This is a genomic window from Vibrio sp. nBUS_14 (assembly GCF_051201655.1).
In the GTDB taxonomy this organism is placed as follows: Bacteria; Pseudomonadota; Gammaproteobacteria; order Enterobacterales; family Vibrionaceae; genus Vibrio.
Window position 1 is genome coordinate 2,218,232 of sequence record NZ_CP179206.1, and the last position, 25,820, is coordinate 2,244,051.

Below are 25,820 nucleotides of genomic sequence, written 5' to 3' on the forward strand. Positions count from 1 at the left end.
TCCTTATTTACACATCTCGATGTAAATAAGCTCTAGAATAAGATCAATAAAGCCCAGCTTGATATTCTCAAGCTGGGCTTTTCTTTTTAGATTCCGTTTACAAAAAACAATCAAATAAGGCTCAGATCCAGCGCCTAACCTTTTGTTTGTAATCAACATATTCCGCACCGAATAATTGCTCTAGAGCACGCTCTTCTGCCTTGATTTGGAACTGAGTCATGTAAATCACGAATACAAAGCTAAGCAAAACACTGAACAGGTTTTGGAAGAAGTAGCCAAAGCAAAACAGTAGAATGAATAGCCCTAGGTACATTGGGTTTCGCGTATAGCCAAAAATGCCGCTGTCCACGACTGACGAGGCGGTTTCGACTTTGATCGGATTAACGGTGGTTTTCTGTTTGCGAAACTCCCATATCCCTGATATTCCAATGATGCCACTCAATACAATCCCAATGCCGAGCACAACCATTCCATAAGGCAGTGCCAATGTCCCTAAGCTCAACTCCTGAGAGCAGAAGTACGAGGCAAGGAATACAATAATGAATAGTGCGACGGGTGGTACTTTTAACTCTAGAAATCTCATAGTTTTCCTTATTAACAATTCCATTGTTAGTTTAGAAAAAAGCCCAGCAATTGCTGGGCTAAATGTATTAAAGAATTTTGGCTAGCGCCTGTAATGGGTGGGCAAGCTTCTCACCCTCAAAACGCTTCACTTGGCTTCGACAGGAATAACCCGTCACTAAGCAACGCTCTTTGGGTAAGTCTTTCATCCTTGGCTTCCAACTTAGGCCGTATATATCTTTCGACATTTGCAGCTTATCGACTTCATGGCCGAAGGTGCCCGCCATGCCACAACAGCCGACAGGAACACTGGTTAACGCAGCGCCAAAGTGTTTAAAGATAGCGCCCCACTCTTTTTCAGCGTTTGGCATCTTGGTCTTCTCTGTACAGTGAGCGAACAAGTACCACATCTCTTCACTTGCAGAACGCGCTTCAAACTCACTCAACGATGGCATTAACCATTCGTGCACCGTCAGCACATCAAAGTCTCCGCGCTTGTCAGCCAAGATCTCGACGTATTCATCGCGATAACAAAGCACAAGTGCAGGGTCGACACCCACTAAAGGAATACCGATATCTGCCACCATCGACAAGAAGTCAGCAGTTGATTTCGCTTCACGCGCAAAACGACTTAAGAAACCTTTGATATGCAGCGCTTTACCATTTGGCTTAAACGGCAGTAATACAGGTGTTTTACCAAGCTTCTGAGTCAAAGTAACGAAGTCTTCGACCACCTCTGCATTATAGAAACTCGTAAACGGGTCTTGAACGATCAACACGTGCTGTTTCTTCTGCTCAGAAGAGAGCCCTTCTAGATATTGAAGATCGAACAGTTGCAGCTCTTTGCTCGCCAAACGATTTTTTAGCGTAGGCACCGACATCAACGGTGCATCGACATAACCGACCGTTTTCGCCGTTGCGGTTTGAATCCACTTTTGACCCAATGCAGCGTTCACTACTTTTGGCGCTTTCGCCATCAGCGGCAGCATGGCTTCAATGTTTGCGACTAAATAATCTTTTGCTGGGCGTTGGTAACGTGAGTAATAGATATTCAAGAATCGAGAACGGAAACTTGGCACATCGACTTTGATTGGGCACTGGCTCGCACACGCTTTACACGCAAGACAACCGTTCATCGCTTCGTGAACTTCATGCGAGAAATCGTATTCATGGCGTTTGTTCATTGTATTACGAACACGTTCCACCATGGTTTTGACCGGAGTATTGTCCTTCAGCGCTTCTTGCTCTAAATCGAGAATATCGACGCCTTGTTCCGTTAACTGACGCAACCACTCTCTTACCAAACCTGCGCGGCCTTTTGGTGAATGACGACGGTCAGCCGTAACTTTCATCGAAGGACACATTGGCGAGCTAGTATCGTAGTTGAAGCACAAACCGTTACCATTACATTCCATGGCTTGTTTGAAGCTATCACGAACTTGTACGTCGATCTGACGGTCGTAGAAGCCACGCTTGGTATCGGTGACTTTCACCAATTCAGCGTCGCTTTCTAATGGCGTACAGATCTTGCCTGGGTTCATCTTGTTGTGCGGGTCAAACGCTGCTTTAACACGTCTTAACTCAGTAAACAGCTCTTCACCAAAGAAGTCAGGGCCATACTCAGAACGGAAACCTTTACCGTGCTCACCCCACATCAAGCCGCCGTATTTCGCCACTAGCTTAACCACTTCATCAGAGACTTCGTGCATCAATGCTTCTTGCATCGGGTCACACAGATCAAGTGCCGGACGAACGTGTAATACGCCCGCATCAACGTGACCAAACATGCCATAGTTCAGCTCTTTTGAATCGAGCAGCACTCTAAATTCAGAGATGAAGTCCGCCAAGTTTTCCGGTGGCACACAGGTATCTTCAGCAAAAGCGACCGGTTTAGCTCGGCCTTTCGCCGCACCTAACAGACCCACCGCTTTTTTACGCATGTTGTAGATTCGACCTATGCTCGCTAAATCGCTGCACACTTGGAAGCCAATCACACCCGCTTCTTCGGTTTCTACCATGCTTTCAAGTTGTGCAGTCAGCGCTTGAACTTGTTGTTCAACTTCCGCTTCATCTTGACCCGCAAACTCAACCATGTTGATGCCAAGCATCTCTTTATTTGGAACATCCATCAGCAGGTCGCTCACGGTGTGCCAAACGATGTCTTGCTTCGCTAGGTTCAATACTCTTGAATCCACGGTTTCTACAGACAGCGCTTTCGCTTCGACCATGAACGGCGCATTACGCAGTGCAGAATCGAACGTGTTGTATTTCACGTTAACCAGTGTGCGCGCTTTCGGAATCGGTGTGAGGTTCAGCTTTGCTTCCGTAATGAATGCTAATGAACCCTCTGCGCCACACAGGACACGAGTAAGGTCAAAGCTATCATCTTCTTCGTTAATCGCATTCTTCAGGTCATAGCCCGTAAGGAAGCGGTTTAACGGAGGAAATTTATTGAGGATTTGAGCGCGCTTATCTCGACAAACGGCTTCAGTGACTGCAAGTGCATGGTGAGCAAATTCACCTTCAGCAGGCAAACCGTGTGATAGATCAGATTCGAGACATGAACCATCCGCGAATACCGCTTGCAGTGACAACACATGATCGGAAGTTTTGCCGTACTTCAAAGACCCTTGGCCAGAAGCATCGGTATTGACCATGCCGCCTAAGGTTGCTCGGTTACTGGTTGAAAGGTCTGGAGAGAAAAAGTAATCGAAGGGACGCACAGCATCGTTCAATTGGTCTTTAACGACACCAGACTGAACTCTCACCCAGCCCTCTTTTTCGTTAATTTCAAGAACGTTATTCATGTGTCGTGACATGTCAACCACGACACCTTTCGTCAACGATTGACCGTTGGTTCCGGTACCGCCACCGCGAGGTGAAAAAGTCACTCGTTGGTAAGCGGGCTGAGCACCCACTTTACCGATCAGAACAACATCGTTTGTTGTCTTGGGAAGAATGACCGCCTGTGGCAATTGCTGATACACACTGTTATCAGTCGCCACGGCCAAACGGCTCGAATATTGAGACTCAATGTCGCCAGTAAAGCCCGCGATTTTTAGCTCATCTAAAAAGCGTACGACAACTGGATCGACATCAGCATTGAGTTGAAGTCTTGGTAACATTTGCTTCCTGCCCCTACTTCGCTGATCCGATCAGCATTGGGTTATCTGAGATTTTTAATAATTTTCTTTGAATTTCGTCACTTTACTACTATTAAGATCATATAAAAAGATGATCAAATCAGAATCTGAATGCAAGAATGGAGAAATAGTCACTTTCGTCTTAATTCAGTCGCGATATACTGAATAACATTTTGTTTAAGACATCTCCATGAGCACATAACAATGAAAAAAAACAAAACAGTCACAACTGAAGATATTCTTCTTAAGCTATGCCAATCAGTATCAAGCGTACTCACTTCAGCGACGGCTTCTCAGGTGTCCTATTCAGCTATGGTGCAAAAGATTAACAAGACCAGTCTTAAACCAGATTTTGGTTGCTTCGTTTTATTTGACGGCGGCTTTTCTGGTCTTGTTGTTATTAATTTTACGTCTAAAGCGGCGCTAGAGATCTATACCAATTACATGCGTAACATGGGCATGCCAGAAGATGAGCTCGCTGTTCTTCACACGTCTGACGAAGTGGGCGATGTTTTGGGTGAATTAATGAACCAACTAGTTGGTGATTTCACGAACAAAATTCGTAAGGAACTGCAAACCAACATCACACAGAACCAACCTAAAATGCTGGCACTCAACAAGCAAGTGAACCTTTCAGTTGATACTAACCTCGATCGTCCACAAGCTCGTCGTGTGACTTTCTCGACAGCGAACAACAACATCTTCTATCTTGAGCTTGCAATGGATAAGACAGAATTCATCCAATTAGAAGAATTTGAAATCGCTGAAGACGAATGCCCAGATAGCATTCTTGAAGCGACTCAGAAAAAAATGCAAGAAGCGAACAAACCAGCACAAAGCTCAGGTAACGATGCAGCAGCAGATCTACTCGATGAACTTGGGATCTAGTTTGCTAAAGCTCTAGCCATAATGACAAATTATGTCACTAACGCCATCAATGCTCTTGATGGCGTTTTTTATTGCCCCTCAATATTGCCTTCCACACTCCCATCAGAGCCCTTTTAATACGATCCAAACCAGTTTGGGCTTTCTGTTATCTGACAAAACATGTAAAATGTCGGACTTTTCAAAATTTGCGGTAATGATTAAGTAGTCGATGGATAAGAAAAAAGCCCTAAAGAAAATAGCCAAGTGTCTTGAGCTTGGAAATTCAGCAAACGTCAACGAAGCAGCCAATGCAATAAAGATGGCGCATAACTTGATGCTGAAATATGGTCTCGAGAAAGACGATATTGAATTTATCAAAATGGGGAAAACTCAATCCAGTCACCTGTTGCCAGCAAACATCAGCTCTACTCTGCTGCGCGTTATTCGTGGTATCAACACTAAGTTTGGCGTAGAAGCCGTGTTACTGAACCACAAAGGCCTTAAGCGTGTGGAATTCATTGGCGAAGCTGACCGCGCGATCTTTGCTGCCTTTGCTTTCGACATCATTTATCGTGAATTGAACGAGCATACTGGCCAATTCAGAAACAGCTTTGCTGGATCAGGTACAGGTTCACTGGAAGTTACTCGTCGCGTAAATTCTTACGTTTCTGGCTGGGTAGAAGGTGCGCTTGAAAAGTTGCCAACCATTACCCCGGACGACGAGTCAAACAACAAAATCAATAACTACATTGATAAAGAATTTGAAAATATTGACCGTGAAACCTTCAAACAACAACTAAGAGAGGCAATGAAAAACCTCACTGCTGACTACGAAGTTGGTTTGAAAAAAGGTCGTAAGTTGTCTGTTAATCGTCCAGTTGGCGGTGCCCAAGCAGTTAAAAAGATAACTAAATCATAGTGCCACTTTACATTGCTTCAACGTATTGATAAAAACCATCATTAAGACTTACAGGACTAATTGTTGTCATTCGGTACTTATATGTTTGACAGAAGTACATTATGGAGAAATACGTTGAAAAAAATCACACTAGCCCTCGCGCTTACTGTCGCTCTAACGGGATGTCAGGCAACCCAACGCCAAAACGCTACAACTGGCGAATCTGAGACTAACTCTGCAACTCAAGGCGCTCTAATTGGTGCAATCGCTGGTGCCGTTACTGGTGCAGCTACTGGTGACAACTCTAAAGATCGTGGCAAACGCGCACTGATTGGTGCGGCAGGTGGTGCAGCTGTTGGCGGTGGTATTGGTTACTACTTTGACCGACAAGAAGCGGCACTTCGTGAAGAGCTAATGAACTCTGGCGTTCAAGTAGAGCGTGTTGGTGAGAACCAGCTTCTACTTCGTTTAGAAAACGGCATTGGCTTCGAATCAAGCTCTTACGCTTTAGAATCAAGCATTCACAACACACTTCGCGGTGTTGCTCGTATCTTAGTTGAATACCCAGACACGAGCCTAGTGATCGAAGGTCACACTGACAGCACTGGCAGTGAGTCGACTAACCAAATCCTTTCTGAGCGTCGTGCTGAATCTGTTCGTGCATTCTTGATTTCTCAAGATGTCGCTGCAGGCCGTGCCATTGCTCGTGGTAACGGTGAACGTTACCCTCTATGTGACAACAACACGTCTCAAGGTCGTGCTTGTAACCGTCGCGTAGAAATTCAAATCTTGCCGCTTAAGTAGCACGGTTAAAGCCCAGTTACCTTTATCTATTGAATTAACCACTATATAGTTGCTTGTCAACCGTATCGCTTATTTTAAGCGTTACGACTTAACACTCAGCCACATAGCGTATTCATACTGATACATCAGCACTGGGCTTTTTTACGAGACTTATCTTTTGCTTATCTTATCCAACTTCTGGTCATCCTCACTACTCAGAACTCTATTTCTAGCCCTAGCCTTTTCCGCGATACAATTACTCAACCCACATTTCGTTCATGCTGAAAGCAGTGTTGAACTTTCGTTATCTCTACAACCTCAAGATCGACAACCTCAAGACTCAAGGTCTCAGTATCAATTGGCCCAATCGTATGAACTGGGTACTGACGTGCCTAAAAACATCGATGATGCATTTTATTGGTACTCGCAGTCAGCGGATAACGGCAATGCAGATGCACAATTTAAACTGGGTGAATGGTACTTAACGGGAACAAGCGTAGAGCAAGATAACCAACTTGCTTTGGAATGGTTCATCAAAGCGGCGCTACAAGGTAACAAGCGCGCTCCCAATGAGGTGGCAAAGCTCTATGAATCCTCACTTAATAAAGAACTACTGCAACCGTTAGATGCAGCGCAGCTATGGTATGAAGCGGCCTTAAAAGACAACCCCGATGCAGAAGATGGCTACAACCGTGTTCTAGAAGCACAATTCAACCAACAGCGTGCTAAGCAGATATCTTCAATAGAACAGCTCGATGACAGCATCGACTCTGAAATAGACACCAGTCAGGAGTTATCTCAGCAAGTACAATCTAACCAAGCGACACGCTCTAACCTCTCCAGTTCTAATCTAACCAGCTCTGACTATATGATTGGTACTGCGTTGGCCCTACTGATTGCGACCTTGAGTATCAGCGCGACTCTGGTTATCTCACGAAAGCGACAGATTCTGAAATCTGGTGAGTTGAATCAGCAGCAACAGACGCTTGAAGCACAGCTTAGCTCCAAGGATTTCACCATTAAGCAGCAAAAGCGCCAACTTCAAACCATCTATAACGAATTGAAGAAGCAGAAAAACAACAAAGGTCTGAATGCTTTGCAAGTAGCCTGCGCTCTATTTGGGTACACACCTAGCTCTATTCCTGACCAAAAAAGCATTAAGATTCGATACAAACAACTCTCTAAAATCTATCACCCTGACGGTCATGGATGTGACGAAGAAATGAAACGTTTGAACAATGCGCTAAAAACCATCTTACAAAATGTTACAAAACCGTAAATAACCACATATATTCATTTTCCAAGATCGCAAAGATACCGATTTTATTAGTGTTGCAATCGATCCCCCTCTCAAAAACGGGTAACAAACTATTAACTAATGGGTCTTGCTTGTGTCATAATCTGCGCCGAAAATACACCTGATTTAAACAGGTGAGGAGAAGATATGTTCACAATAGAAGGCGTTTGTGATTGGTGCAAAAAGCCAAGCCTAGTAAAAAAGCACGACTACCTAGATGGTAAGTGTCATCATGCATGTAAAGAGTGCAATGATATTGCAACCATTGATGTTCGCCAGTTCAATATTGGTGAAATGGAAATGAGAACAAAACTCTCCCAAGCGACACTGAGATAAGTAACACCGTTGAAATATAAGAAAGCGCCCAAGGCGCTTTTTTTGTATCTGGGATTTATCTTCTTATCTTCTTATCTTCTTATCTTCTTATCTTCTTATCTTCTATACAGGTGTATACAGTATTTTTCTGTAAAAACCACTGTATACACCTGTATAGAAATCACATTCTTTCAATTTATGAGACAAAATATAAAAATCAGTCCAATTTAATTTTCACTTTAATATCAATAATTTAAATAAAAACCGCATACTCATCCGCAAGAAAACGACCAATAATCCCACAAAAACTGCTTGATCTTATAAGCAACAAAAACTACTGTATACACATACAGCATGTATATAGGGACAGTAAAATGATTCAAGCACACGTTAAAGCCCAACACTCTAGCCCGCTAGTTCACTGCGCATTTACATCAGTTTCTCGTAAAAGCAAAAACTCAAACGAGGAAGCGTTGTTCGCAAGAATGGCGTTACTGTCCAATCAACATCAATGGCTGCTGTTTACTGCTCAAACGCCAAGACCATCTGCTAAGCAGCTTAAGCAACACAATGTTTGCTGCGAGCATGTTATCCATATGAAAGCGTCGAACCAAATGAATGAAGTAGAGACAGTCGAGAAAGCAATACGCTCAGGAAACGCGAGTGCAATCGTTGCAAGCACGTCTATCGACTCATTCAACCAACAATACCTAAGAACGTTAGGCCAACGCTTTCAATGCGAAGTGTTCTTCATTGATGAAACTTCAGAGCGTATTCACTAAGCCAGCCTCGCTTAGCAATTAGGCTTAACAACTTGGCTCACAAACATAGTTCAGAAACATAGCTCAATAACATGGCGCCAAAACACAGCCCAACAGACTGCCTTCCCCTGCACTACAATCCGCTAATTTTCTAGCGAATAGTTAGGCGGGGGTTTTATTTGATCAATAGAATTAGCAATCGTTTGCTTTTTATCTGGAAGCAAATAGTAGATTGGGTATAATGCCTGTCTAATCATGTGCACACCGCACTTCTCTGTATGACGTTTGATAAAAGATAGGAATGTCTAAATGAGCCTTGCTGATCAAGTTCTTGCCGTAAATGATGACCTACCAATCCGTACTGATAAACCTGTCCACAGTGGCAAGGTTCGTTCGGTCTACTGGTTAACTGAAGAAGATAGCCAACGACTAATTAAAGAGAAAGGCTACAATGTAGCGCCAGATGCTCCTTTAGCCATCATGGTGATCAGTGACCGTATCTCTGCGTTTGATTGTATTTGGCGTGGTGAAGGTGATCTTAAAGGTGTCCCAGGTAAGGGAGCAGCTCTGAATGCTATCTCTAACCACTGGTTCAAATTGTTTAAAGACAACGGCCTTGCTGACAGTCATATTCTTGATATCCCTCACCCATTCGTATGGATCGTACAAAAAGCTCGCCCAGTCATGATTGAAGCGATTTGTCGTCAATACATCACAGGATCTATGTGGCGTGCATACGCGAAAGGCGAACGTGAATTCTGCGGTATAGAGATGCCTGAAGGCCTTGAGAAAGACAAAAAGCTACCTGAGCTTCTAATCACGCCTTCTACAAAAGGGATTTTGAAAGGAATCCCTAGTGTACCAGAAGCTGACGATGTGAACATCACTCGCAACAACATCGAAGACAACTTCGCAGCGTTCAACTTTACTCAAGCAAGTGACATTACGCATTACGAAAAACTTTTAAAAGAAGGCTTCAACGTAATTAGCCAAGCACTCGCAAACGTCGATCAAACCTTTGTCGATACCAAGTTTGAGTTTGGCTACGTGAACGATGCTCAAGGTAAAGAAAAGCTGATCTATATGGACGAAGTGGGCACGCCAGACTCATCTCGTATTTGGGATACTCAAGAGTACAACAAGGGCAACATCGTCGAAAACTCAAAAGAAGGTTTCCGTCAGTTCTTGCTTAACTACTTCCCTGATGCAGACATTCTGTTGAATAAAGAACGCATGCCAGAGCGTGAAGCATTAGCTCGTGACAATGAACTTCCTTTGGATGCATTGATGTCTCTTTCTCGCACTTACCTTGATATCGCAGCGAAAATCACTGGTAGTGAGATTGTATTAAGCGACAATCCGAAACAAGAAATCATTGATGTGCTTCGTGCCGATTATGGGCTAATCGATTAGTCTACTAATCGCATGCTAGAAAGCTGATAAGTTAATAAGCTCGCTAGTAAGCATAAATTTCAGATACTAAAAGGGCCTCAATATTGAAGCCCTTTTTACTATGTAGATTTCATTAAAGCTATTGAATGAGCATCGCTAACCGTGAAGGTTAGTGCTCAAAGCTTGATAGTGAACTCTTCACCAGAGTTATCTGCAATCACCAAATGACTGCGTGATTCAATATACTCAATTTGCTCATCTTCAAGCGAATATGGCATCACAACTTTCAGCTCGTTGATCCCTTCTAACTTTGCTAGCTTAAGCAAAGTGACAATATTAGATTCATCGCTTTTACGTGTAGACATTGATTTCAATGCCATTTGCCATAAACGATCTTCTGGGCTGGCTAGCTCTTTGATGCTATCCCTCCAGACGGTACTGAATACTGGTGCAATGGTGGTGAGTGCTTCCAGAAAAGTCCATTTTTTACTGCATGAGGCGCCAAGAAAGGTTGTGTAATCGAACTCTACACGCGTCTCTATCTGTTTTTCCATGATGTCCCCCGACACTTTGACAACACAATATACTCAATATCTATCAACTCTTTCTTTATAGCAATAGGATATATAAGAATGGTCTTTTATGACCTTTTGATTGGTTAAAAAGGCATATAAAAATCAAGTTTGTAACAAAATAAGCACTTAAATATCATATATGCACCTATTTGATTAATATTTTAGAGATAAAACTTATCCATCTATTTGATATCAATTATCCGGCTCGCTTTTTTGTACTGAATACGCCACCCAGACCATGTTGGCAGTTCCCAACGTTTTGGGGATAACTTCCGACTACCCAATTGATAATGAACGTAAATCAGCTTTCTTGCGGGCAAGTATTCTACATCGAGTTGCAAGTCGGCAAGGCTCAATGAGAACGGATATTTGTCCGAGAACTCTGAGTAAGCCCATGTAGGAATGCCATCAAAAGGGATATCAGAGTGTTCAAACATGTCTAGCTCACTGACATCCGTCACACCTAACACTTCGAGTTGCTCTATAAACCATAGTTCAAAGCTCAGTTGCTCGATCTCAGGGGTATATTCTGTCTCTTCATCGAGCCCAAGCTTCACATACAGTTGCCAATGTTTGATTTCTCGAGTGCGAGCCTCTGCAAAACCAGGAAGTTGGGCACCACTTACCACGAGATCGACGATAGGCTTCAAAGACAACTGACCTTCAGTCGCGACTTGCTTAGTCGAAATCGTGCGGCCTGCATACACCAAATCCATCTCAGTAAAGACGCCATCATCATTGACCACGGTTTCACCTTGTTGCCATTCACCTAACTCCGCTTCAACGACGATATCTAAAGGAATAGGCACAGTCACTGTCGCTAGGGTTAGTGTTTGCTTAACACCTCTTCCCGGCAAGCTGTGCGTGTCCAGCACCAACATCGCTTGCGCATTATCAGGGAAACGATTCTGACGACCGAGTACCACTTCTAACGCTCCATTGGCAAAGGCTTCTTTTCGTTTCAGCCTGCGCACAAACACCAGTTCCGGGTGAAGTTGAACAATAGTGTTGAGCAGTTCAATACGCTGGAAACGAGACGCGACCTCTAACTGAGGAAGTTCGAACACCTCACGCATTTGCTTGGCTAACCCTTGCGCTTCATTCAGTGCTTGCTGGTCGATTTTTAGATGCGGATAATCGCGACCACGAACAATCTGAATTAAAAGGCTTAAATCACAGCCTTCTTTTTCTTGTTGAGCGAGCGCTTCAAGATGTTCTGCATTGTTCGGCAACTGATACAAGCGAGCCGGAACGGACAATGCCGCCGTGAGATCGACCATGGCTTCTTTAAGTGCTTTGGCTTTGATTCGAGTAACGATGTCGGCATACAAAGCATCAATCGGCAGCGGATAAAGCTTTTTGCCATGACCCGTAATTTGATGGTCGGTATTAATCGCTTCCATCATTAGCAAAGTTTGAGTCGCGCTGTTTAGCGATTTCTCAGGGATAGGGTCGAGAAAAGATAGGCTCTCAAGTGGCGCTCCACAGCATGCAGCTGCAAGCATTGGCTCTGTCAGTTCTTCGCGTTGTAATTCAGGAGGTGTGACTAACTCTAATGCAGCGTGTTCGCCATATAGACGAATGCAGACACCATCCATCACCCTACCCGCTCGGCCAGCTCGTTGTTTGGCACTGGCTCGTGATATGGATTTGAGCATCAGAGTCGTTCTGCCGTTACGTTGAACGGTACGTCTTTCCAATCCTGAATCTATCACCACACAAATGTCGGGAATGGTTAATGAGGTTTCTGCCACGTTGGTCGCAAGAATAACTTTTCGTAAACAGTCGCTGTTGTCGGTATTGATGTGGGCGTTGTTATCAGTGTTGCGGCCAGACAACGCGAGATCTCGTTCCTTATCACTCACCGAGGCATGCAATTTCACTACTTGGATATCTGGGTTCTTTGCCAAGGCTTGTTCACATTGCACTATCTCTTTTTTACCCGGTAGGAAAACCAGCATATCTCCACTCGAAGCAATGAGTTGATGATTCACTTCTTCAGCAATGCGTTGCTCTAGACATCGAATATCAGGTAATGCTCTCGATTCATTCGCTCGGTGTTCAATCGCCACTTGATAGGCGCGACCTTCGCAGCTTATCCGACTCGTATTTAAATACTGAGCAAGACGTTCCCCTTCGATGGTTGCAGACGTGATCACCAAACGATGACTCGCTTTCTGTTTGAGGATCGCCACCAGCAGATCGATGTCCCAACGTCTTTCATGAAATTCATCGACAACAATGACATCGAAATTTGCGAGTCCATCTTCTGATAACCAGCGCAGTGCGATACCGGGAGTCACAAACACAACGTTGGTTTGCTCGTTGTATTCCGATTCAAGCTTAATCGCATAGCCGATCTTACTACCCAATTTTTCACCCGATTGCTGCGCGAGATATTTAGCCAATGACGTACAGGCGATTCTTCTCGGTTCCACCACCAATACTCGACCATGCTCAGATGCCCAAACCGGTAGACGTGTTGATTTACCCGATCCAGTTTCAGCTTCGACGACAAGATGAGAATTGGAGAGTTGTTCATGGAAAGTATTTTGATAAGAATCGATGGGGAGTGATGACATACAGAGGGTAGCTAACGAAAAAGTGTGAGCGAAGTATAACGAATTATGGCGGTAGAATTCGAGAATTGTGGGACATAAGTAAGAATATCATTTTGTTTGCTAAGATCGGAGGGAAACTATTTACAATTGAATAACTAAACCGTTATCATTTTTCAGTTATTCTTTCTCCCATATTAGGCATCCAATGAACAACGATAAACGCCCTCTATATATCCAGTATGCAGGTCCCGCTCTACTTAGTACTCCTCTTCTAAACAAAGGCAGCGCATTCTCTGCTGAAGAACGTAGCTCTTTTAACCTTGAAGGCTTGTTACCTGAGACAACGGAAACAATCCAAGAGCAAGTTGGACGTGCGTACAAGCAATACTGTAACTTCGAAAGCGATATGGATAAGCATATCTACCTTCGTAACATCCAAGACACAAATGAAACGCTTTTTTATCGTTTAGTTCAAAACCACATCTCTGAAATGATGCCTATCATTTACACGCCAACGGTTGGCGCAGCATGTGAGAACTTCTCAAATATTTACCGTCGTGGCCGTGGTCTGTTTATTTCATACCCGAACCGCGATCGTATCGATGATCTACTGAATAATGCGACAAACCACAACGTTAAAGTTATCGTGGTTACGGATGGTGAGCGCATTCTTGGTTTGGGAGACCAAGGTATCGGTGGTATGGGTATTCCAATTGGCAAGCTAGCACTTTACACAGCGTGTGGCGGCATCAGCCCAGCTTACATGTTACCAATCGTACTCGATGTTGGTACCAATAACCCTCAGCGTCTTGCAGACCCAATGTACATGGGCTGGCGTCATCCTCGAATCACAGGTGCGGATTACGATGCATTCGTTGAAGAGTTCATCCAAGCGGTTCAACGCCGTTGGCCAGATGCTCTAGTTCAGTTCGAAGATTTCGCACAAAAGAACGCAATGCCACTGCTTGAGCGTTACAAAGATCGCATCTGTTGTTTCAACGATGATATCCAAGGTACAGCAGCAGTGACAGTGGGTTCTCTACTTGCAGCATGTAAAGCAGCAAACAGCAAACTTTCAGATCAGCGCATCACCTTCTTAGGTGCGGGTTCTGCAGGTTGTGGCATTGCTGAAGCTATCATTGCTCAAATGGTGTCTGAAGGTATCAGCGACGAGAAAGCACGTTCACAAGTTTACATGGTTGACCGTTGGGGTCTTCTACAAGAAGGTATGCAAAACCTACTTGATTTCCAACAACGCCTAGTACAAACCAATGCGAACACCAAAGATTGGGAAAGTGACGGCACTGGCTTCTCTCTACTCGACGTTGTTCGTCATGCTAAACCAACTGTACTGGTTGGTGTATCTGGCGCTCCAGGTCTGTTTAGCAAAGAAGTCATCAAAGAGATGAACCTTCACTGTGAACGCCCTATTGTGTTCCCACTATCAAACCCAACAAGCCGTGTTGAAGCAACACCAAACGACATTATTCGTTGGACTGATGGCCAAGCACTTGTAGCGACAGGCAGCCCGTTTGAGCCAGTAACTCATAACGGTACTACTTACCCAATCGCTCAGTGTAACAATAGCTACATATTCCCAGGTATTGGCCTTGGTGTGTTGGCTGTGAATGCTTCACGCATCACTGATGAAATGCTGATGGAATCAAGCCGTGCGCTTGCAACGTGTTCTCCACTGGCTATCAATGGTTCGGGTGCACTACTTCCACCATTGGAAGAGATCCACACCGTATCGAAAAAGATTGCTCTTGCAGTTGGTAAAAAAGCGATTGAACAAGGTGTTGCACTAGAAATCACTGAAGAAGCATTACAACAAGCGATTGACCAACACTTCTGGCAGCCGGTCTACCGTCGCTACAAGCGTACTGCATTCTAATAAAGCGTACTACGCTTGAAATAAAGAGCGTTAACGACTCTTATATGAGCCTCTGCAATTGCAGGGGCTTCTTTCTTTACACTGTCTTGTCTTTTTAACTGATTTTTCTCATTTTTATTTGGTATTATCGAGCACTCAAAAAAATAATGCTCATTCAAAGGACCTTACCGAGAGTGAAATTCAATTCTCAAATTATCCGTAACAACTTACTTAAGGCTTGCAAGAAACTGCAAGGTTTTCTGTATGGCTCCTTCCTCGTCTTTCTGATGGGCAGTGCTGCGGTTATTACGATCGATTATTGGGTTTCATGGCAGGCAGAAGACCGCATCATCTACGAGATCGATGAAGTACCTGAACGCGAAGTGGCCGTTGTACTTGGTACTAGCAAATATTTAGGCAGAACACTCAACGACTATTACAAATATCGAATTGAGGCCGCGATTGAGCTGTTTGATCGTGAGAAGGTCAATCAATTCCTACTGAGTGGCGATAACGCCCACCGTTCTTACAATGAACCTTGGACGATGAAACGCGACCTATTAAGAGCAGGTGTCCCTGACGAGCGTATCAATCTGGATTATGCTGGCTTTCGAACATTAGATTCCATTGTTCGTGCGAAGAAGATATTCGATACTGATAACTTCCTGATCATCACTCAAGAGTTCCACTGTGAAAGAGCACTATTTATCGCAAACTCTTATGATATTCATGCGCAATGTTTGGCGGTTTCCGGCCCAACTCATCACTCAGGCCTCTCAATACGTTTAAGAGAAGTTTTTGCACGAACCAAAGCGTTTCTTGATCTGTATATTATGGGCACGACACCCAAATTTCTAGGGCCTAAAGAACCGATTCAGCCGAACCCAAAACAAGAATCATCCCCTATTCCTAGCCCAATTGCAGACCCAGCAGATACCGATGTGTAGAAATCTACACATTTTAAATTTGTTGCCTCACACTTCCCCACTGTTACACAAAAACACACCAACACGCCTTTATTAACTTAAGTAACATTATCCCAACAAAGTCGGACCCTACATCAAGCCATACATCTCGAAGCTTTTTACTTTGAGGACTGTATAACTTGAAAACAAGATACCTCGAAAATAATAAGCATCACTCAATGAAGTTGGTGCACCACTAAAACGAGGATAAACAAAAGGAGCGTCTTATGACGGCACTTGTTACTACACTGAAACACTGGTTGTTTACCCGCAACAGCATGATATTAATCGGCAATTTCGCGTTATTTGCACTTTTGATCAATACCCTCCCTTTCGAAACACAAGTGAACACTGGCCTAAGTATTCTCGTGTTTGTTGCGATCTTATGGTTAACCGAGGCTATCCACGTCAGCATCACCGCTTTGCTCGTTCCCCTATTGGCTGTCTTGTTAGGTGTATTTAACACGCCCGCTGCTTTGGCTAACTTTTCTAACCCAATCATCTTCCTATTTATGGGCGGTTTTGCCCTTGCCGCCGCGCTCAACAAGCAAGAGCTAGATAAAGCGATTGCTGACAAAGTGCTGATACTGGCGAAAGGCAAAATGTCAGTGGCAGTATTCATGCTATTTGGTGTGAGTGCTGGATTATCAATGTGGATTTCAAACACAGCAACCACTGCGATGATGCTGCCTCTTGTTCTCGGCATCATGAACAAAGTCGACCAAAGTGAAGACCGCAACACCTACGTTTTCGTACTATTAGGTATCGCTTACTGTGCATCGATCGGTGGTATTGCAACCGTAGTAGGTAGCCCACCAAACGCAATCGCAGCCGCAGAAGTTGGCCTGAGTTTTACTGAATGGATGGCACTTGGCCTACCTATCTCAATGATCTTATTGCCAATCACGATGATTGTTTTATACGTGATGACTAAGCCCAAGCTCGACCATAAATTTGAGCTAGACCACGCTCCTGTAGAGTGGACAAACAGCAAAAAAATCACACTATCTATCTTCCTTTTAACTGTAACGCTTTGGATATTCGGAAAGCCAATCAACGCGATGATTGGCGGTTTCTCTAAATTTGATAGCTTGGTGGCGATTGGTGCCATTGTACTGCTTGGCGCTTCAAGAGCGGTTGAATGGAAAGATGTCGAGAAGACAACGGATTGGGGTGTGCTTATCCTATTCGGTGGCGGTATCTGTTTAAGTAACATTCTTAAAGCGACTGGCACCAGCGTATTCCTAGCACACTCATTAAGCGGATTTTTAGAAACAGCAGGCGTTCATCTTACGATTCTAGCCGTAGTAGCGTTCGTGGTATTCCTAACGGAATTTGCGAGTAACACAGCGAGTGCGGCACTGCTTGTTCCTGTATTCGCAACCATTGCTGAAGCGCTGGGTATGTCACCTGTTATCTTATCTGCACTAATTGCGATTGCCGCATCTTGTGCCTTCATGCTACCAGTCGCGACACCACCTAATGCGATTGTATTTGGCTCTGGTCATATCAAACAAAAAGAAATGATGCGAGTCGGTATGGTGTTGAACTTAGTTTGTATCTTAATACTGACACTGTTCGCTTGGATCTTCTGGTAATAAACACTGATAAAGAGAGCAGCATAAGCAGATGATCTGACGAAACTGGCTGCAGTTCCCCCGCTCAGCAAGTATAAAAATGCCCACTCAATGGGAAGCCATCATTTACTTGAGGTTATCACTAAGCGGGCATTTAAAAAGAATAATAAAACGATTTCCCTTTTTGGTGGCTCCTCACCACCTTTTTTGTTTAGGTATTTACATCCCTATTACGTCATCATTCCCGTTCTAAAGACCACCTCTCACGCCACGCTTGGCGCAACACGCGTCCAGCCGATAAGCAACATATTATTTACGTCGAGAATCAAGTGATATTGCGTATAAAAACAGGCTCTATTTGTTATACTCATCGCATAATCATCGTTAACCGTAGCGCCTGCTTACAGAGCGTCCGAGTCGACGAAATAATAATCAAAATACAACGAGTAATGTCATGTCTTTATTAGCAAAAGGAACACTCAAGAAAATGAGTGCTTCGCTTGAGGGTGCGGTTACCTACCGTTTACCTGTCGGTGAAGAGTTTGTAGAGCTAAACCCTCTGATTGGTAAAACCATCAACCTCACTCACACCGGTAATATTTTTTGCTGCTCGTGTGGTAAGAAAACCAAGAAAAGCTACTCTCAAGGCCACTGCTTTGTGTGCATGAGAAAGCTAGCAAGTTGCGACATGTGCATCATGAAGCCGGAGACTTGCCACTACGATGAAGGCACGTGTCGTGAGCCTGAATGGGGCGAAGCGAACTGCATGGTTGATCACTTCGTTTACCTGTCGAACACATCAAGCCTTAAAGTGGGTATCACTCGTCATACTCAAATCCCTACTCGCTGGATCGACCAAGGTGCTACTCAAGGCCTGACAATCTTGAAAGTGAAAACACGTCAGATTTCTGGCCTGATTGAAGTTGAGTTAGCAAAACACATCGCTGACAAGACTAACTGGCGCACGTTGCTAAAAGGCGACGGTGACGATATGGAGTTGGTAGAAAAAGCCAAAGAACTCTTGCCATTAGTTGGGGATAAAATCCAAGAGATCAGAGCGAAGTTTGGTGACGATGCTATCGAGATCCTAAGTGAGAACATCACTTCACTCAGCTACCCAGTTGAACAGCACCCAGTAAAGATTGTCTCGCACAACTTTGATAAGAACCCAGAGGTGACAGGTGTACTTCAAGGCATTAAAGGCCAATATCTAATCCTAGATACAGGCGTGATTAACATCCGTAAATTCGGCTCTTATGAAGTGGAAGTTTCTGCATAATTTATAGAACTTAAACGTTTCTCATAGTGAGAACCGTTTAGCCGTTTAGCCGTTTAGGTAATAGCCAAAAGCTAAAATGCCCTGAAGCTAACACTTCAGGGCATTTTTCGTTAGCAATTGGCTTCGTTTTAAAACATTAATTCGAGGAATTAGAGCGCAACCACATCGCCGCACACGCGATTCTTACCAGCCGCTTTCGCTCGATAAAGAGATTGGTCAGTTAGGTTAACAAGCGCATCGATAGACACTTTTCCATCGCAAGCTCGACTATCACTCACGCCGATACTCGCGCTCACATTAAAACGAACCTGCTCATCAATCCTAAATTCGGTTTGATTAAACTGTTGGCGGATCAGATCAGCGACTTGACACGACACTTGGGATGACGCGTTAGGGATAAAGACAATGAACTCCTCACCACCCCATCGACCTACAACACCACCCACAGCCTCAACATTACGCTTGGTAATATCAGCCAATGCGCAAATCACCTCGTCACCCACCATGTGCCCATAAGTGTCATTGATCGATTTAAAATCATCGATATCAAGCAGCATACATACGAGATGAGTATCAGAGACGAGATGCTCCCTTAACCATTCATAAATCGCCCTGCGGTTAAGCAAGTCGGTCATTTCATCGTAATTCGCTTGGTGAACCAACTGCTTTTCCAACATCACCTTTTGAGTCACGTCTTCGAGCACCACCTGAACAGCAGGCTGACCTTTCCAAGTGATCGCATTATCGTAAATATTGAAGAATCGATGAACGCCATCTAAGCAAATGTTTTCAACAACCGTGCTCGTACCCGACAACTCACCAGACACGATCGCTTGATAATGGCTGCGAATGCCTTGGGTATCTTTCTGTGGCACTAAGTCGAGGATAGATTCTAGCTTTAAGACTTGCTCAATCGACTCGCCGCCTTGCTGTTTTACCCATGATTGATTAGCCATCAACGGCTTGAAATCTCGGTGAACCAAGATACCTTGCCCTGATTGCATGATCATATCGTGGTACATCTGGTCTTGCTCACGCACCACGTTTTGCAGCTGAATCGCAGGAGAAAGATCGATGACTGTCACTTGCAGTGCTGGTCTACCTTGCCACTTAGTCACATGGTCAATAGAGAACACAGTGAACTCTCTGCCATTGCGGTCAACATTGGTAAAAGTATGAACCTGAGGGTCTCGTTGACCACCGACGGTTTCTAGATAATTTTTATAGGCCGCGACATGAAACTCTTCTGGAATGAGATCCAGAAAGCTATCTATTTTAGACAGCAGTTCTTCGGGGGATGGGTATCCATAGATGCGCGCATAATTAGCGTCGACACTAACCACATTCATATCTTGAATAGTTATTACACCGTACGTGGATTCGAAATTTATTGAAGACATGGCCAACTCCGCACTCTCGCTATACTTCATAAACTGGAGCATAACTACATATCCTACTAACGCTTCCACATAATCCTTTACGCGTTATGGGGAATTAACAATACAACTAGTATATCGTACTGATATAGGCTTCTCTACAATTTGATCTGCACCAGAAGTTTTGGACACTGAGTTAAGTGAGTACAATCACTAACGAGGTGAACAATGACAACTAAAAAAACACGAATCAAACATGCTCCTGAATTTAAATCCGAAGCACTTAAGTTGGCAGAGAAAGTCGGTGTCGCTGCTGCCGCACGACAGCTATCGTTGTATGAATCTCAAATTTATGGATGGCGTAAAGCCGTCAAAAAAGATGCGAAAATCAGCGATAGAGAAAGGGAACTCACCACTGAAAATGCCAAACTCAAACGGTTATTGGCTGAGCAAGCTGAAGAGCTAGATATCGTAAAAAAGGCCGCCACCTACTTCGCGAAAAATCTAAAGTAGATTGCTATGAGTTTATGCTCGAACACCTTATGCAATATAGGATTGTCCGTATGGCTAAGGTGTTTGGGGTTTCTCGAAGTGGGTTTTATTATTGGATTGATAATCGCCATAAAGTCACTCAACGCAACGAGCACCGAAAGCAGCTTGACAGCAAAGTTCGAGAAGTCTTTGATGATAAAAAGGAACGTGACGGTGCAAGGCGTATTCAAAAAGAACTTGAGGCAAATGGTAATAAGCACGATGTAAAAACCATTGCCGCGAGCATGAAGCGCCAGAGCTTAGTCGCGAAGGCAGCCCGTAAGTTTAAATGTACGACAGACAGCAAGCATAGGCTTCTTGTTGCCCCGAACTTGCTAGAGCAAGATTTTAATGCGACAGCACCAAACCAAAAATGGGCTGGAGATATTACCTATCTAGCGACAAGCGAAGGTTGGATGTATTTGGCGGTTGTTATCGACTTGTACTCACGGCAAGTAGTTGGTTGGTCAATGAGCACCAGAATGACCGCGACTCTGGTCTGTGATGCGCTATCAATGGCATTGTTCCGTAGAGGCATGCCCGAAGGGGTAATTATCCATAGTGATAGAGGTAGCCAATATTGTTCAAAAGACTACAGAGACTTAATCTCAGCCCATAATTTAAAACAAAGTATGAGTAGGAAGGGAAATTGCTGGGATAACGCCTGTGTTGAAAGCTTTTTCCACTCAATGAAAGTAGAAGCCGTTCAATACGAGCCGATAATGACGCGAGAAGAGATGCGCCAAGCACTTTTTGAATATATCGAAGTTGATTATAATCGAACAAGAAGGCACAGTGCCCTTGGGTATCTAAGTCCAGTTAACTTTGAAAAACAATATGTCGCTTAATGCGGTGTCCAGTCTAACTGGAGCAGATCAATTCTATCGCTAACAGCAGTTATCAAAAGTAGACAAGTATCTCATTCCTATTATTCGCGTCAAAAAACACAAATAGATAACCTATATCAATGTAAGTATTACCTTTTTCTACTTTTGGCTTTGAGCTGAGTTAGCACTCTAGTGTTCACCGCCTCAAACTTGTTCGCTATTCTTTTAAACCTGCGCGCGTTATTCATTCCAATCGGAAAAATAAGAGACTAAGAAATTAATCGCAAGGCGTGCTCTCTGTGGAAGGAAGCGACGGTTTTGATATACGATCCAACTGCTTGTTCCTGCTCCCCAATATTCTTCTAATATTGGCATCAATTTTCCATTGGCAAGGCCGCCATTGAAGCTGCTTTTAGGGAGGTAAACAATCCCAAGTCCCTCTTCACAAGCTTTGAGTACCGCGCTCGAGCTATTGCTTTTCCAACGTCCATGCACTCTTACTGCATTTAATGGTTTTCCATCTTTCTCAAACAACCACTGATCACTGTTGGCAATAATACAACTGTGCAACTTCAACTGCTCAGGCTGGGTTGGTGAACCAAATTGATCTATATAGTTCTGGCTCGCGGCCGCTGCCATCGGACGATCCACCAGCTTCCTTGCCACTAGACCTGAATCGTCCAATCGGCCATAACGAATCGCGAAATCAATACCATCTTCGATGAAGTTAACCATGTTGGTATTGAAGTTCATTTCGATAGTTAGATCAGGGTGGTCTTTCGCAAATTCCATCAACGCCGCTGCAACATGATTTTCAGCAAACGCACCCGCCGCACTCACGCGTAAAGTACCGCTCAGCTGAGCTTGTTGAGACGTGACTTGTTCATTCGCCTGTTGCAGCCCAATAACCAGATCTTTGCATTGTTGATAATAGGTATGCCCAGACTCGGTCAAACTCACCATACGTGTTGAACGCGCCAACAACGCCACACCTACCCTTTCTTCTAGTCTCGAAACTTGGCGACTGACATGGCTAGTACTGCAACCCAGTTGTTTCGCTGCAGCAGAAAAGCCGTGACACTCCGCTACCGCCACAAATTCATTAATACCTTCAAAGCTATCCATACTTCACCTGCTTACATTTAGCTGATTCGCGTCCCGCAAGTTCGCATCTCACTAGTTCAAACCCGACTCATTCATATCTTCACATTCAACTGTTGCTATATAGCAATAATGTTTTGTTTATTACCTATATTATCACTCATACGATTTGCAATTAATATAACGACATCAGCAATTCAACTATGCTTAGACAAACATCAGCCCTGAAGGAACAAATCATGAAAAAAATACTAATCCCAGTGACTAACCACGCAACACTTGGCGATACAGACCAAGCGAACGGTACTTACGCTCCAGAACTGACTCATGCATTGAAAGAGATCCTTGCCGCTGGTTTTGAGTACGACATCGCTTCTATCAAGGGTGGTAAAGGCCCACTGTACGGAACCGATATTGAAGGTGATTCAGTAAACGCCGAGATCTTGGCTGATGATGACTTCCAGAACCGCATTAATAACACGATTCCTGTAAGCCAAATTAACATAGAAAACTACGATGCCATCTTCTACCCAGGTGGATTCGGCCTACTTTCTGACTTAGCAACCGACGAGCAATTCGCAACGATTGCAGCTAAACATTATGAAGCTGGCGGTGTGATCGCATCAGTATGTCACGGCCCAGCAGCACTGCTCCCGATTGTTCTGAGCAATGGCGAAAAGCTACTAAGCTCTAAATCAGTGACTGGCTTTACACGCGAAGAAGAAATTGACTTTGGCACCATCAACGACATTCCGTTCTTACTGGAAGAGTCTCTTGCTCGCAGCGCAGCGCGTTTCAATAAGGTTCAACCTTGGCAAGAACTTGTGATTGTTGATGAGCGAGTGATTACCGGCCAGAACCCAACCAGTGCTCACGCAATAGGCGCGGCTCTCGTTAAGCAGTTGTCTTAGTTAAATCACGGACTGAATCGAGTAACGGTTTTAGTCTTAGTAGACTTTGCTAAACAGATATACGTCCATGAAACAAAAAAAGCATACTTCCTACTCAATATTATCGAGAGAAGTATGCTCTTTTCTAATTCTATAACAGCTAAAATTGTTAGTTATTACTGCGTAAAATTCCTTCAAGCACATTGAACAGCAAGTCGATCTCTTCAATCGAGTTGTAATGCATACAACCAATACGCACCACGCCCTGCTCTTCAATACCCAACTGCTTCACCAGCCCTAACGCATAAAAATGACCATTCCACACACAGATATTATGCTCACCCAACTTCTTAGCGATGAACTCTGGAGAATGGTTATCAAAGGTAATCGCAAACGTTGGAGTTCTTAGGTTCGAATCAAACTCGGTTTTCCCATAAAGCTTTGCCTCTTCAAGGTCGGCCAAGCGCTTAAGGAAGTACTCACTGAGTTGGCTTTCATGCTTATTATACAGCGCGTAGCTTTGCTCTAAACGAGAACGCAATGAATCGTCTGGATCACCAAACTGCGCCAAATAATCCACCGCCGCAATCACACCAGCAAGGCCTTCAAAACTTTGTGTTCCTGTTTCAAATCGACCTGGACCGATGTTAGTCGCAGGCTCTACTTTGTAAGGCTTTAAAGTATGCAGCCATTGAGGCGCAACATAAGCAATGCCAACATGCGGGCCGAAGAACTTATACGCTGAACACGCTAAGAAATCACAATTCAGTTGCTGAACATCAATCAAGTGATGCGGTGCGTAATGCACGGCATCGACATAAACCTGCGCACCATGCTGATGTGCAAGCTCAATAACTTTCGCCATGTCGACAATCGAGCCCGTCGTATTCGAAGCAAACGTTACCGCGACAAGCTTGGTTTTCTCGTTAAGCAGCGATTCAAAATGCGCCATGTCCAAACTGCAATCTGACTCGTCTACACGAACTTGGCGAACAATCGCGCCTTTGTCGTCTGCCGCTTGCTGCCAGCTCGACACGTTTGAGTAATGATCTAGCGCAGTGACGATAACTTCATCGCCCTCTTTCCAATCGCGGCTGATCGCTCGGCTAAGTTGAAAGGTCAACGATGTCATGTTCGCGCCGAACACAACGTTGCCAGAAGATTCTGCATTAAGCAGTGCTTGCGCCGCTTCTCGCGCTTGCTGCATTAAGCTCGTGGTCTTTTGGCTAGAAAAATAGTGGCCGCCAAGGTTTGAATTGAAATGCCCTAGGTATTCCGTCATCGAGGCTAAAACATTCTCAGGCACTTGAGACCCACCTGGCCCATCAAAAAAGGTCACAGGCTTACCGTTGTGATATTGGCCTAAAGCACTAAACTGTTGGCGTACATCATTAAGAGTGAAGGACATTGCGCGCATCCTTAGCCGTTAGAACAAACACATCCATATAGCCTATCTCATCGTGGTCTATGGTACGAATCGGCTGTGCATTGTGCCAAAGCTTACTGTCTGCCAGCATCGCAACTTCGCCATCGCCTAACACCTTTCTAAAGAATGGCGCTTCATGTGAGTCTTGGTACAGCATGATTTCGCCACCTACAATGTTGTGTCGGTTCACACCGATTAAAGCGATATGGTCAAAACCATCTTGGTGCACACCTTCAGGAGCAACCTGAGTTTCTTCAAAAATAGCGGCAATACGGATCTGATGGATTTCGATTTCTTGCCCGTCTTCAAGCCCGTTGGTTTCAATAAACAGCTCACACATCTCTTGCATGCCTTCGCTGCTTAGGATTGGTGCTTCAATCGGCTCGAACTGACGAACAACGTCACCTTGAAAGTGATTAATGTTTTCAGACTGAACAAAGTTATGTTTGTCTTGCTCAACGACTTGTCCATTACTGAATTCAACCACCGAGTACCTTCTCAATCGAAACTGGCCATCCGCATGCTCTGTGCTTGGCAGCTTAGAGAATGACGGTGACAACTCCTCAACCGCGTGGTTACTGAGGTGGGTAATATGTAGGGTATTTTCGTGAGCATGTAACATCATCGACTCCTTAATGATTGTTAATTTACTTTCGATATTTAACGTTTTGTTTACATAAAGGATACTTGAAGATCTTGTCAAATCAATATTAAACAATCATTTATCCCGCCAGATTTAATAATTCAGACACTAAATCCAACTTGGAAATAAAAAGCAGTGTATAACACCAGAATAAAAGATGACCAACTCTTAAAACTAGC

Annotated in this window: 20 protein-coding genes and 2 pseudogenes; 14 read left to right on the forward strand and 8 right to left on the reverse strand. The window is 44.1% G+C overall.

All coding sequences use genetic code 11. The features are described 5' to 3' along the window. Window positions 1–121 precede the first annotated feature (121 nt). Both ACMAZD_RS10410 and ydiJ read right to left on the reverse strand, forming a co-directional pair. The gene (locus ACMAZD_RS10410; RefSeq protein WP_435247165.1) at window positions 122–583 is read right to left on the reverse strand and encodes a methyltransferase family protein; all 462 of its coding nucleotides are present in this window, start codon (window positions 581–583) and stop codon (window positions 122–124) included. A 67-nt stretch (window positions 584–650) separates the two neighbouring features. Beyond that, complete coding sequence (gene ydiJ, locus ACMAZD_RS10415) at window positions 651–3,686, reverse strand: D-2-hydroxyglutarate dehydrogenase YdiJ (protein ID WP_435247166.1); 3,036 nt, start codon at window positions 3,684–3,686, stop codon at window positions 651–653. A 222-nt stretch (window positions 3,687–3,908) separates the two neighbouring features. Between ydiJ and ACMAZD_RS10420 the strand changes: the two genes are divergently transcribed. From ACMAZD_RS10420 to ACMAZD_RS10455, 8 genes and pseudogenes are all read left to right on the forward strand, one after another. Continuing rightward, window positions 3,909–4,592, forward strand: a complete 684-nt coding sequence (locus ACMAZD_RS10420) for a DUF3334 family protein (RefSeq protein ID WP_017106717.1) — start codon at window positions 3,909–3,911, stop codon at window positions 4,590–4,592. Between the two features lie 208 nt (window positions 4,593–4,800). Continuing rightward, on the forward strand, window positions 4,801–5,490 hold the full coding sequence (locus tag ACMAZD_RS10425; protein WP_029223537.1) for a DUF2786 domain-containing protein: 690 nt from the start codon (window positions 4,801–4,803) through the stop codon (window positions 5,488–5,490). Window positions 5,491–5,604: 114 nt separating this feature from the next. Beyond that, entirely contained in the window at window positions 5,605–6,273 is a 669-nt protein-coding gene (locus ACMAZD_RS10430) for an OmpA family protein (RefSeq protein WP_435247167.1), read from the forward strand. Window positions 6,274–6,430: 157 nt separating this feature from the next. Continuing rightward, window positions 6,431–7,013 (forward strand): annotated as a pseudogene (locus tag ACMAZD_RS10435) (tetratricopeptide repeat protein); the annotation flags it as partial. A gap of 80 nt (window positions 7,014–7,093) precedes the next feature. Beyond that, a pseudogene (locus ACMAZD_RS10440) lies at window positions 7,094–7,531 on the forward strand (hypothetical protein); the annotation flags it as partial. 165 nt (window positions 7,532–7,696) lie between these two features. After that, entirely contained in the window at window positions 7,697–7,885 is a 189-nt protein-coding gene (locus ACMAZD_RS10445; protein WP_017078672.1) for a hypothetical protein, read from the forward strand. Window positions 7,886–8,238: 353 nt separating this feature from the next. Further along, window positions 8,239–8,646 (forward strand): SulA-like leucine-rich domain-containing protein, encoded by a 408-nt coding sequence (locus tag ACMAZD_RS10450; protein ID WP_435247168.1) that lies wholly within the window; start codon window positions 8,239–8,241, stop codon window positions 8,644–8,646. Between the two features lie 288 nt (window positions 8,647–8,934). Then, the gene (locus ACMAZD_RS10455; protein WP_435247169.1) at window positions 8,935–10,038 is read left to right on the forward strand and encodes a phosphoribosylaminoimidazolesuccinocarboxamide synthase; all 1,104 of its coding nucleotides are present in this window, start codon (window positions 8,935–8,937) and stop codon (window positions 10,036–10,038) included. 155 nt (window positions 10,039–10,193) lie between these two features. Here ACMAZD_RS10455 and ACMAZD_RS10460 read toward each other — a convergent pair whose 3' ends face one another. Further along, the gene (locus ACMAZD_RS10460) at window positions 10,194–10,571 is read right to left on the reverse strand and encodes a transporter (protein ID WP_435247170.1); all 378 of its coding nucleotides are present in this window, start codon (window positions 10,569–10,571) and stop codon (window positions 10,194–10,196) included. A 203-nt stretch (window positions 10,572–10,774) separates the two neighbouring features. Next, complete coding sequence (locus tag ACMAZD_RS10465; RefSeq protein WP_435247171.1) at window positions 10,775–13,174, reverse strand: helicase-related protein; 2,400 nt, start codon at window positions 13,172–13,174, stop codon at window positions 10,775–10,777. Window positions 13,175–13,358: 184 nt separating this feature from the next. On the opposite strand from ACMAZD_RS10465, the gene ACMAZD_RS10470 reads away from it, so the two are divergent. From ACMAZD_RS10470 to ACMAZD_RS10485, 4 genes are all read left to right on the forward strand, one after another. Next, window positions 13,359–15,047, forward strand: coding sequence for an NAD-dependent malic enzyme (locus ACMAZD_RS10470; RefSeq protein WP_102434882.1), 1,689 nt, complete (start codon window positions 13,359–13,361; stop codon window positions 15,045–15,047). Window positions 15,048–15,220: 173 nt separating this feature from the next. Continuing rightward, window positions 15,221–15,973, forward strand: a complete 753-nt coding sequence (locus ACMAZD_RS10475; RefSeq protein ID WP_435247172.1) for a SanA/YdcF family protein — start codon at window positions 15,221–15,223, stop codon at window positions 15,971–15,973. Window positions 15,974–16,218: 245 nt separating this feature from the next. After that, window positions 16,219–17,589, forward strand: a complete 1,371-nt coding sequence (locus ACMAZD_RS10480) for an SLC13 family permease (RefSeq protein WP_435247173.1) — start codon at window positions 16,219–16,221, stop codon at window positions 17,587–17,589. Window positions 17,590–18,022: 433 nt separating this feature from the next. Then, entirely contained in the window at window positions 18,023–18,847 is an 825-nt protein-coding gene (locus tag ACMAZD_RS10485) for a DUF2797 domain-containing protein (protein WP_435247174.1), read from the forward strand. A 149-nt stretch (window positions 18,848–18,996) separates the two neighbouring features. Here the strand turns inward: ACMAZD_RS10485 and ACMAZD_RS10490 are convergent, their stop codons facing one another. After that, the gene (locus ACMAZD_RS10490) at window positions 18,997–20,289 is read right to left on the reverse strand and encodes a sensor domain-containing diguanylate cyclase (RefSeq protein WP_435247175.1); all 1,293 of its coding nucleotides are present in this window, start codon (window positions 20,287–20,289) and stop codon (window positions 18,997–18,999) included. A gap of 162 nt (window positions 20,290–20,451) precedes the next feature. Here ACMAZD_RS10490 and ACMAZD_RS10495 point away from each other — a divergent pair. Then, a protein-coding gene (locus ACMAZD_RS10495) for an IS3 family transposase (RefSeq protein WP_435247176.1) occupies window positions 20,452–21,602 on the forward strand; the annotation gives its coding sequence in 2 pieces (ribosomal slippage) (window positions 20,452–20,695 and window positions 20,695–21,602; 1,152 coding nt in all). A 219-nt stretch (window positions 21,603–21,821) separates the two neighbouring features. On the opposite strand, the gene ACMAZD_RS10500 is transcribed toward ACMAZD_RS10495, so the two are convergent. Then, entirely contained in the window at window positions 21,822–22,706 is an 885-nt protein-coding gene (locus tag ACMAZD_RS10500; RefSeq protein ID WP_435247177.1) for a LysR family transcriptional regulator, read from the reverse strand. A gap of 215 nt (window positions 22,707–22,921) precedes the next feature. On the opposite strand from ACMAZD_RS10500, the gene ACMAZD_RS10505 reads away from it, so the two are divergent. Continuing rightward, entirely contained in the window at window positions 22,922–23,593 is a 672-nt protein-coding gene (locus tag ACMAZD_RS10505; protein WP_435247178.1) for a type 1 glutamine amidotransferase domain-containing protein, read from the forward strand. A 148-nt stretch (window positions 23,594–23,741) separates the two neighbouring features. Here ACMAZD_RS10505 and ACMAZD_RS10510 read toward each other — a convergent pair whose 3' ends face one another. Together ACMAZD_RS10510 and ACMAZD_RS10515 are read right to left on the reverse strand one after the other, a co-directional pair. After that, the gene (locus ACMAZD_RS10510; RefSeq protein WP_435247179.1) at window positions 23,742–24,980 is read right to left on the reverse strand and encodes a cysteine desulfurase-like protein; all 1,239 of its coding nucleotides are present in this window, start codon (window positions 24,978–24,980) and stop codon (window positions 23,742–23,744) included. Beyond that, entirely contained in the window at window positions 24,964–25,620 is a 657-nt protein-coding gene (locus ACMAZD_RS10515) for a 2OG-Fe dioxygenase family protein (RefSeq protein ID WP_435247180.1), read from the reverse strand. Before ACMAZD_RS10515 ends, ACMAZD_RS10510 begins: the two co-directional genes overlap by 17 nt. Between the last annotated feature and the right edge of the window lie 200 nt (window positions 25,621–25,820).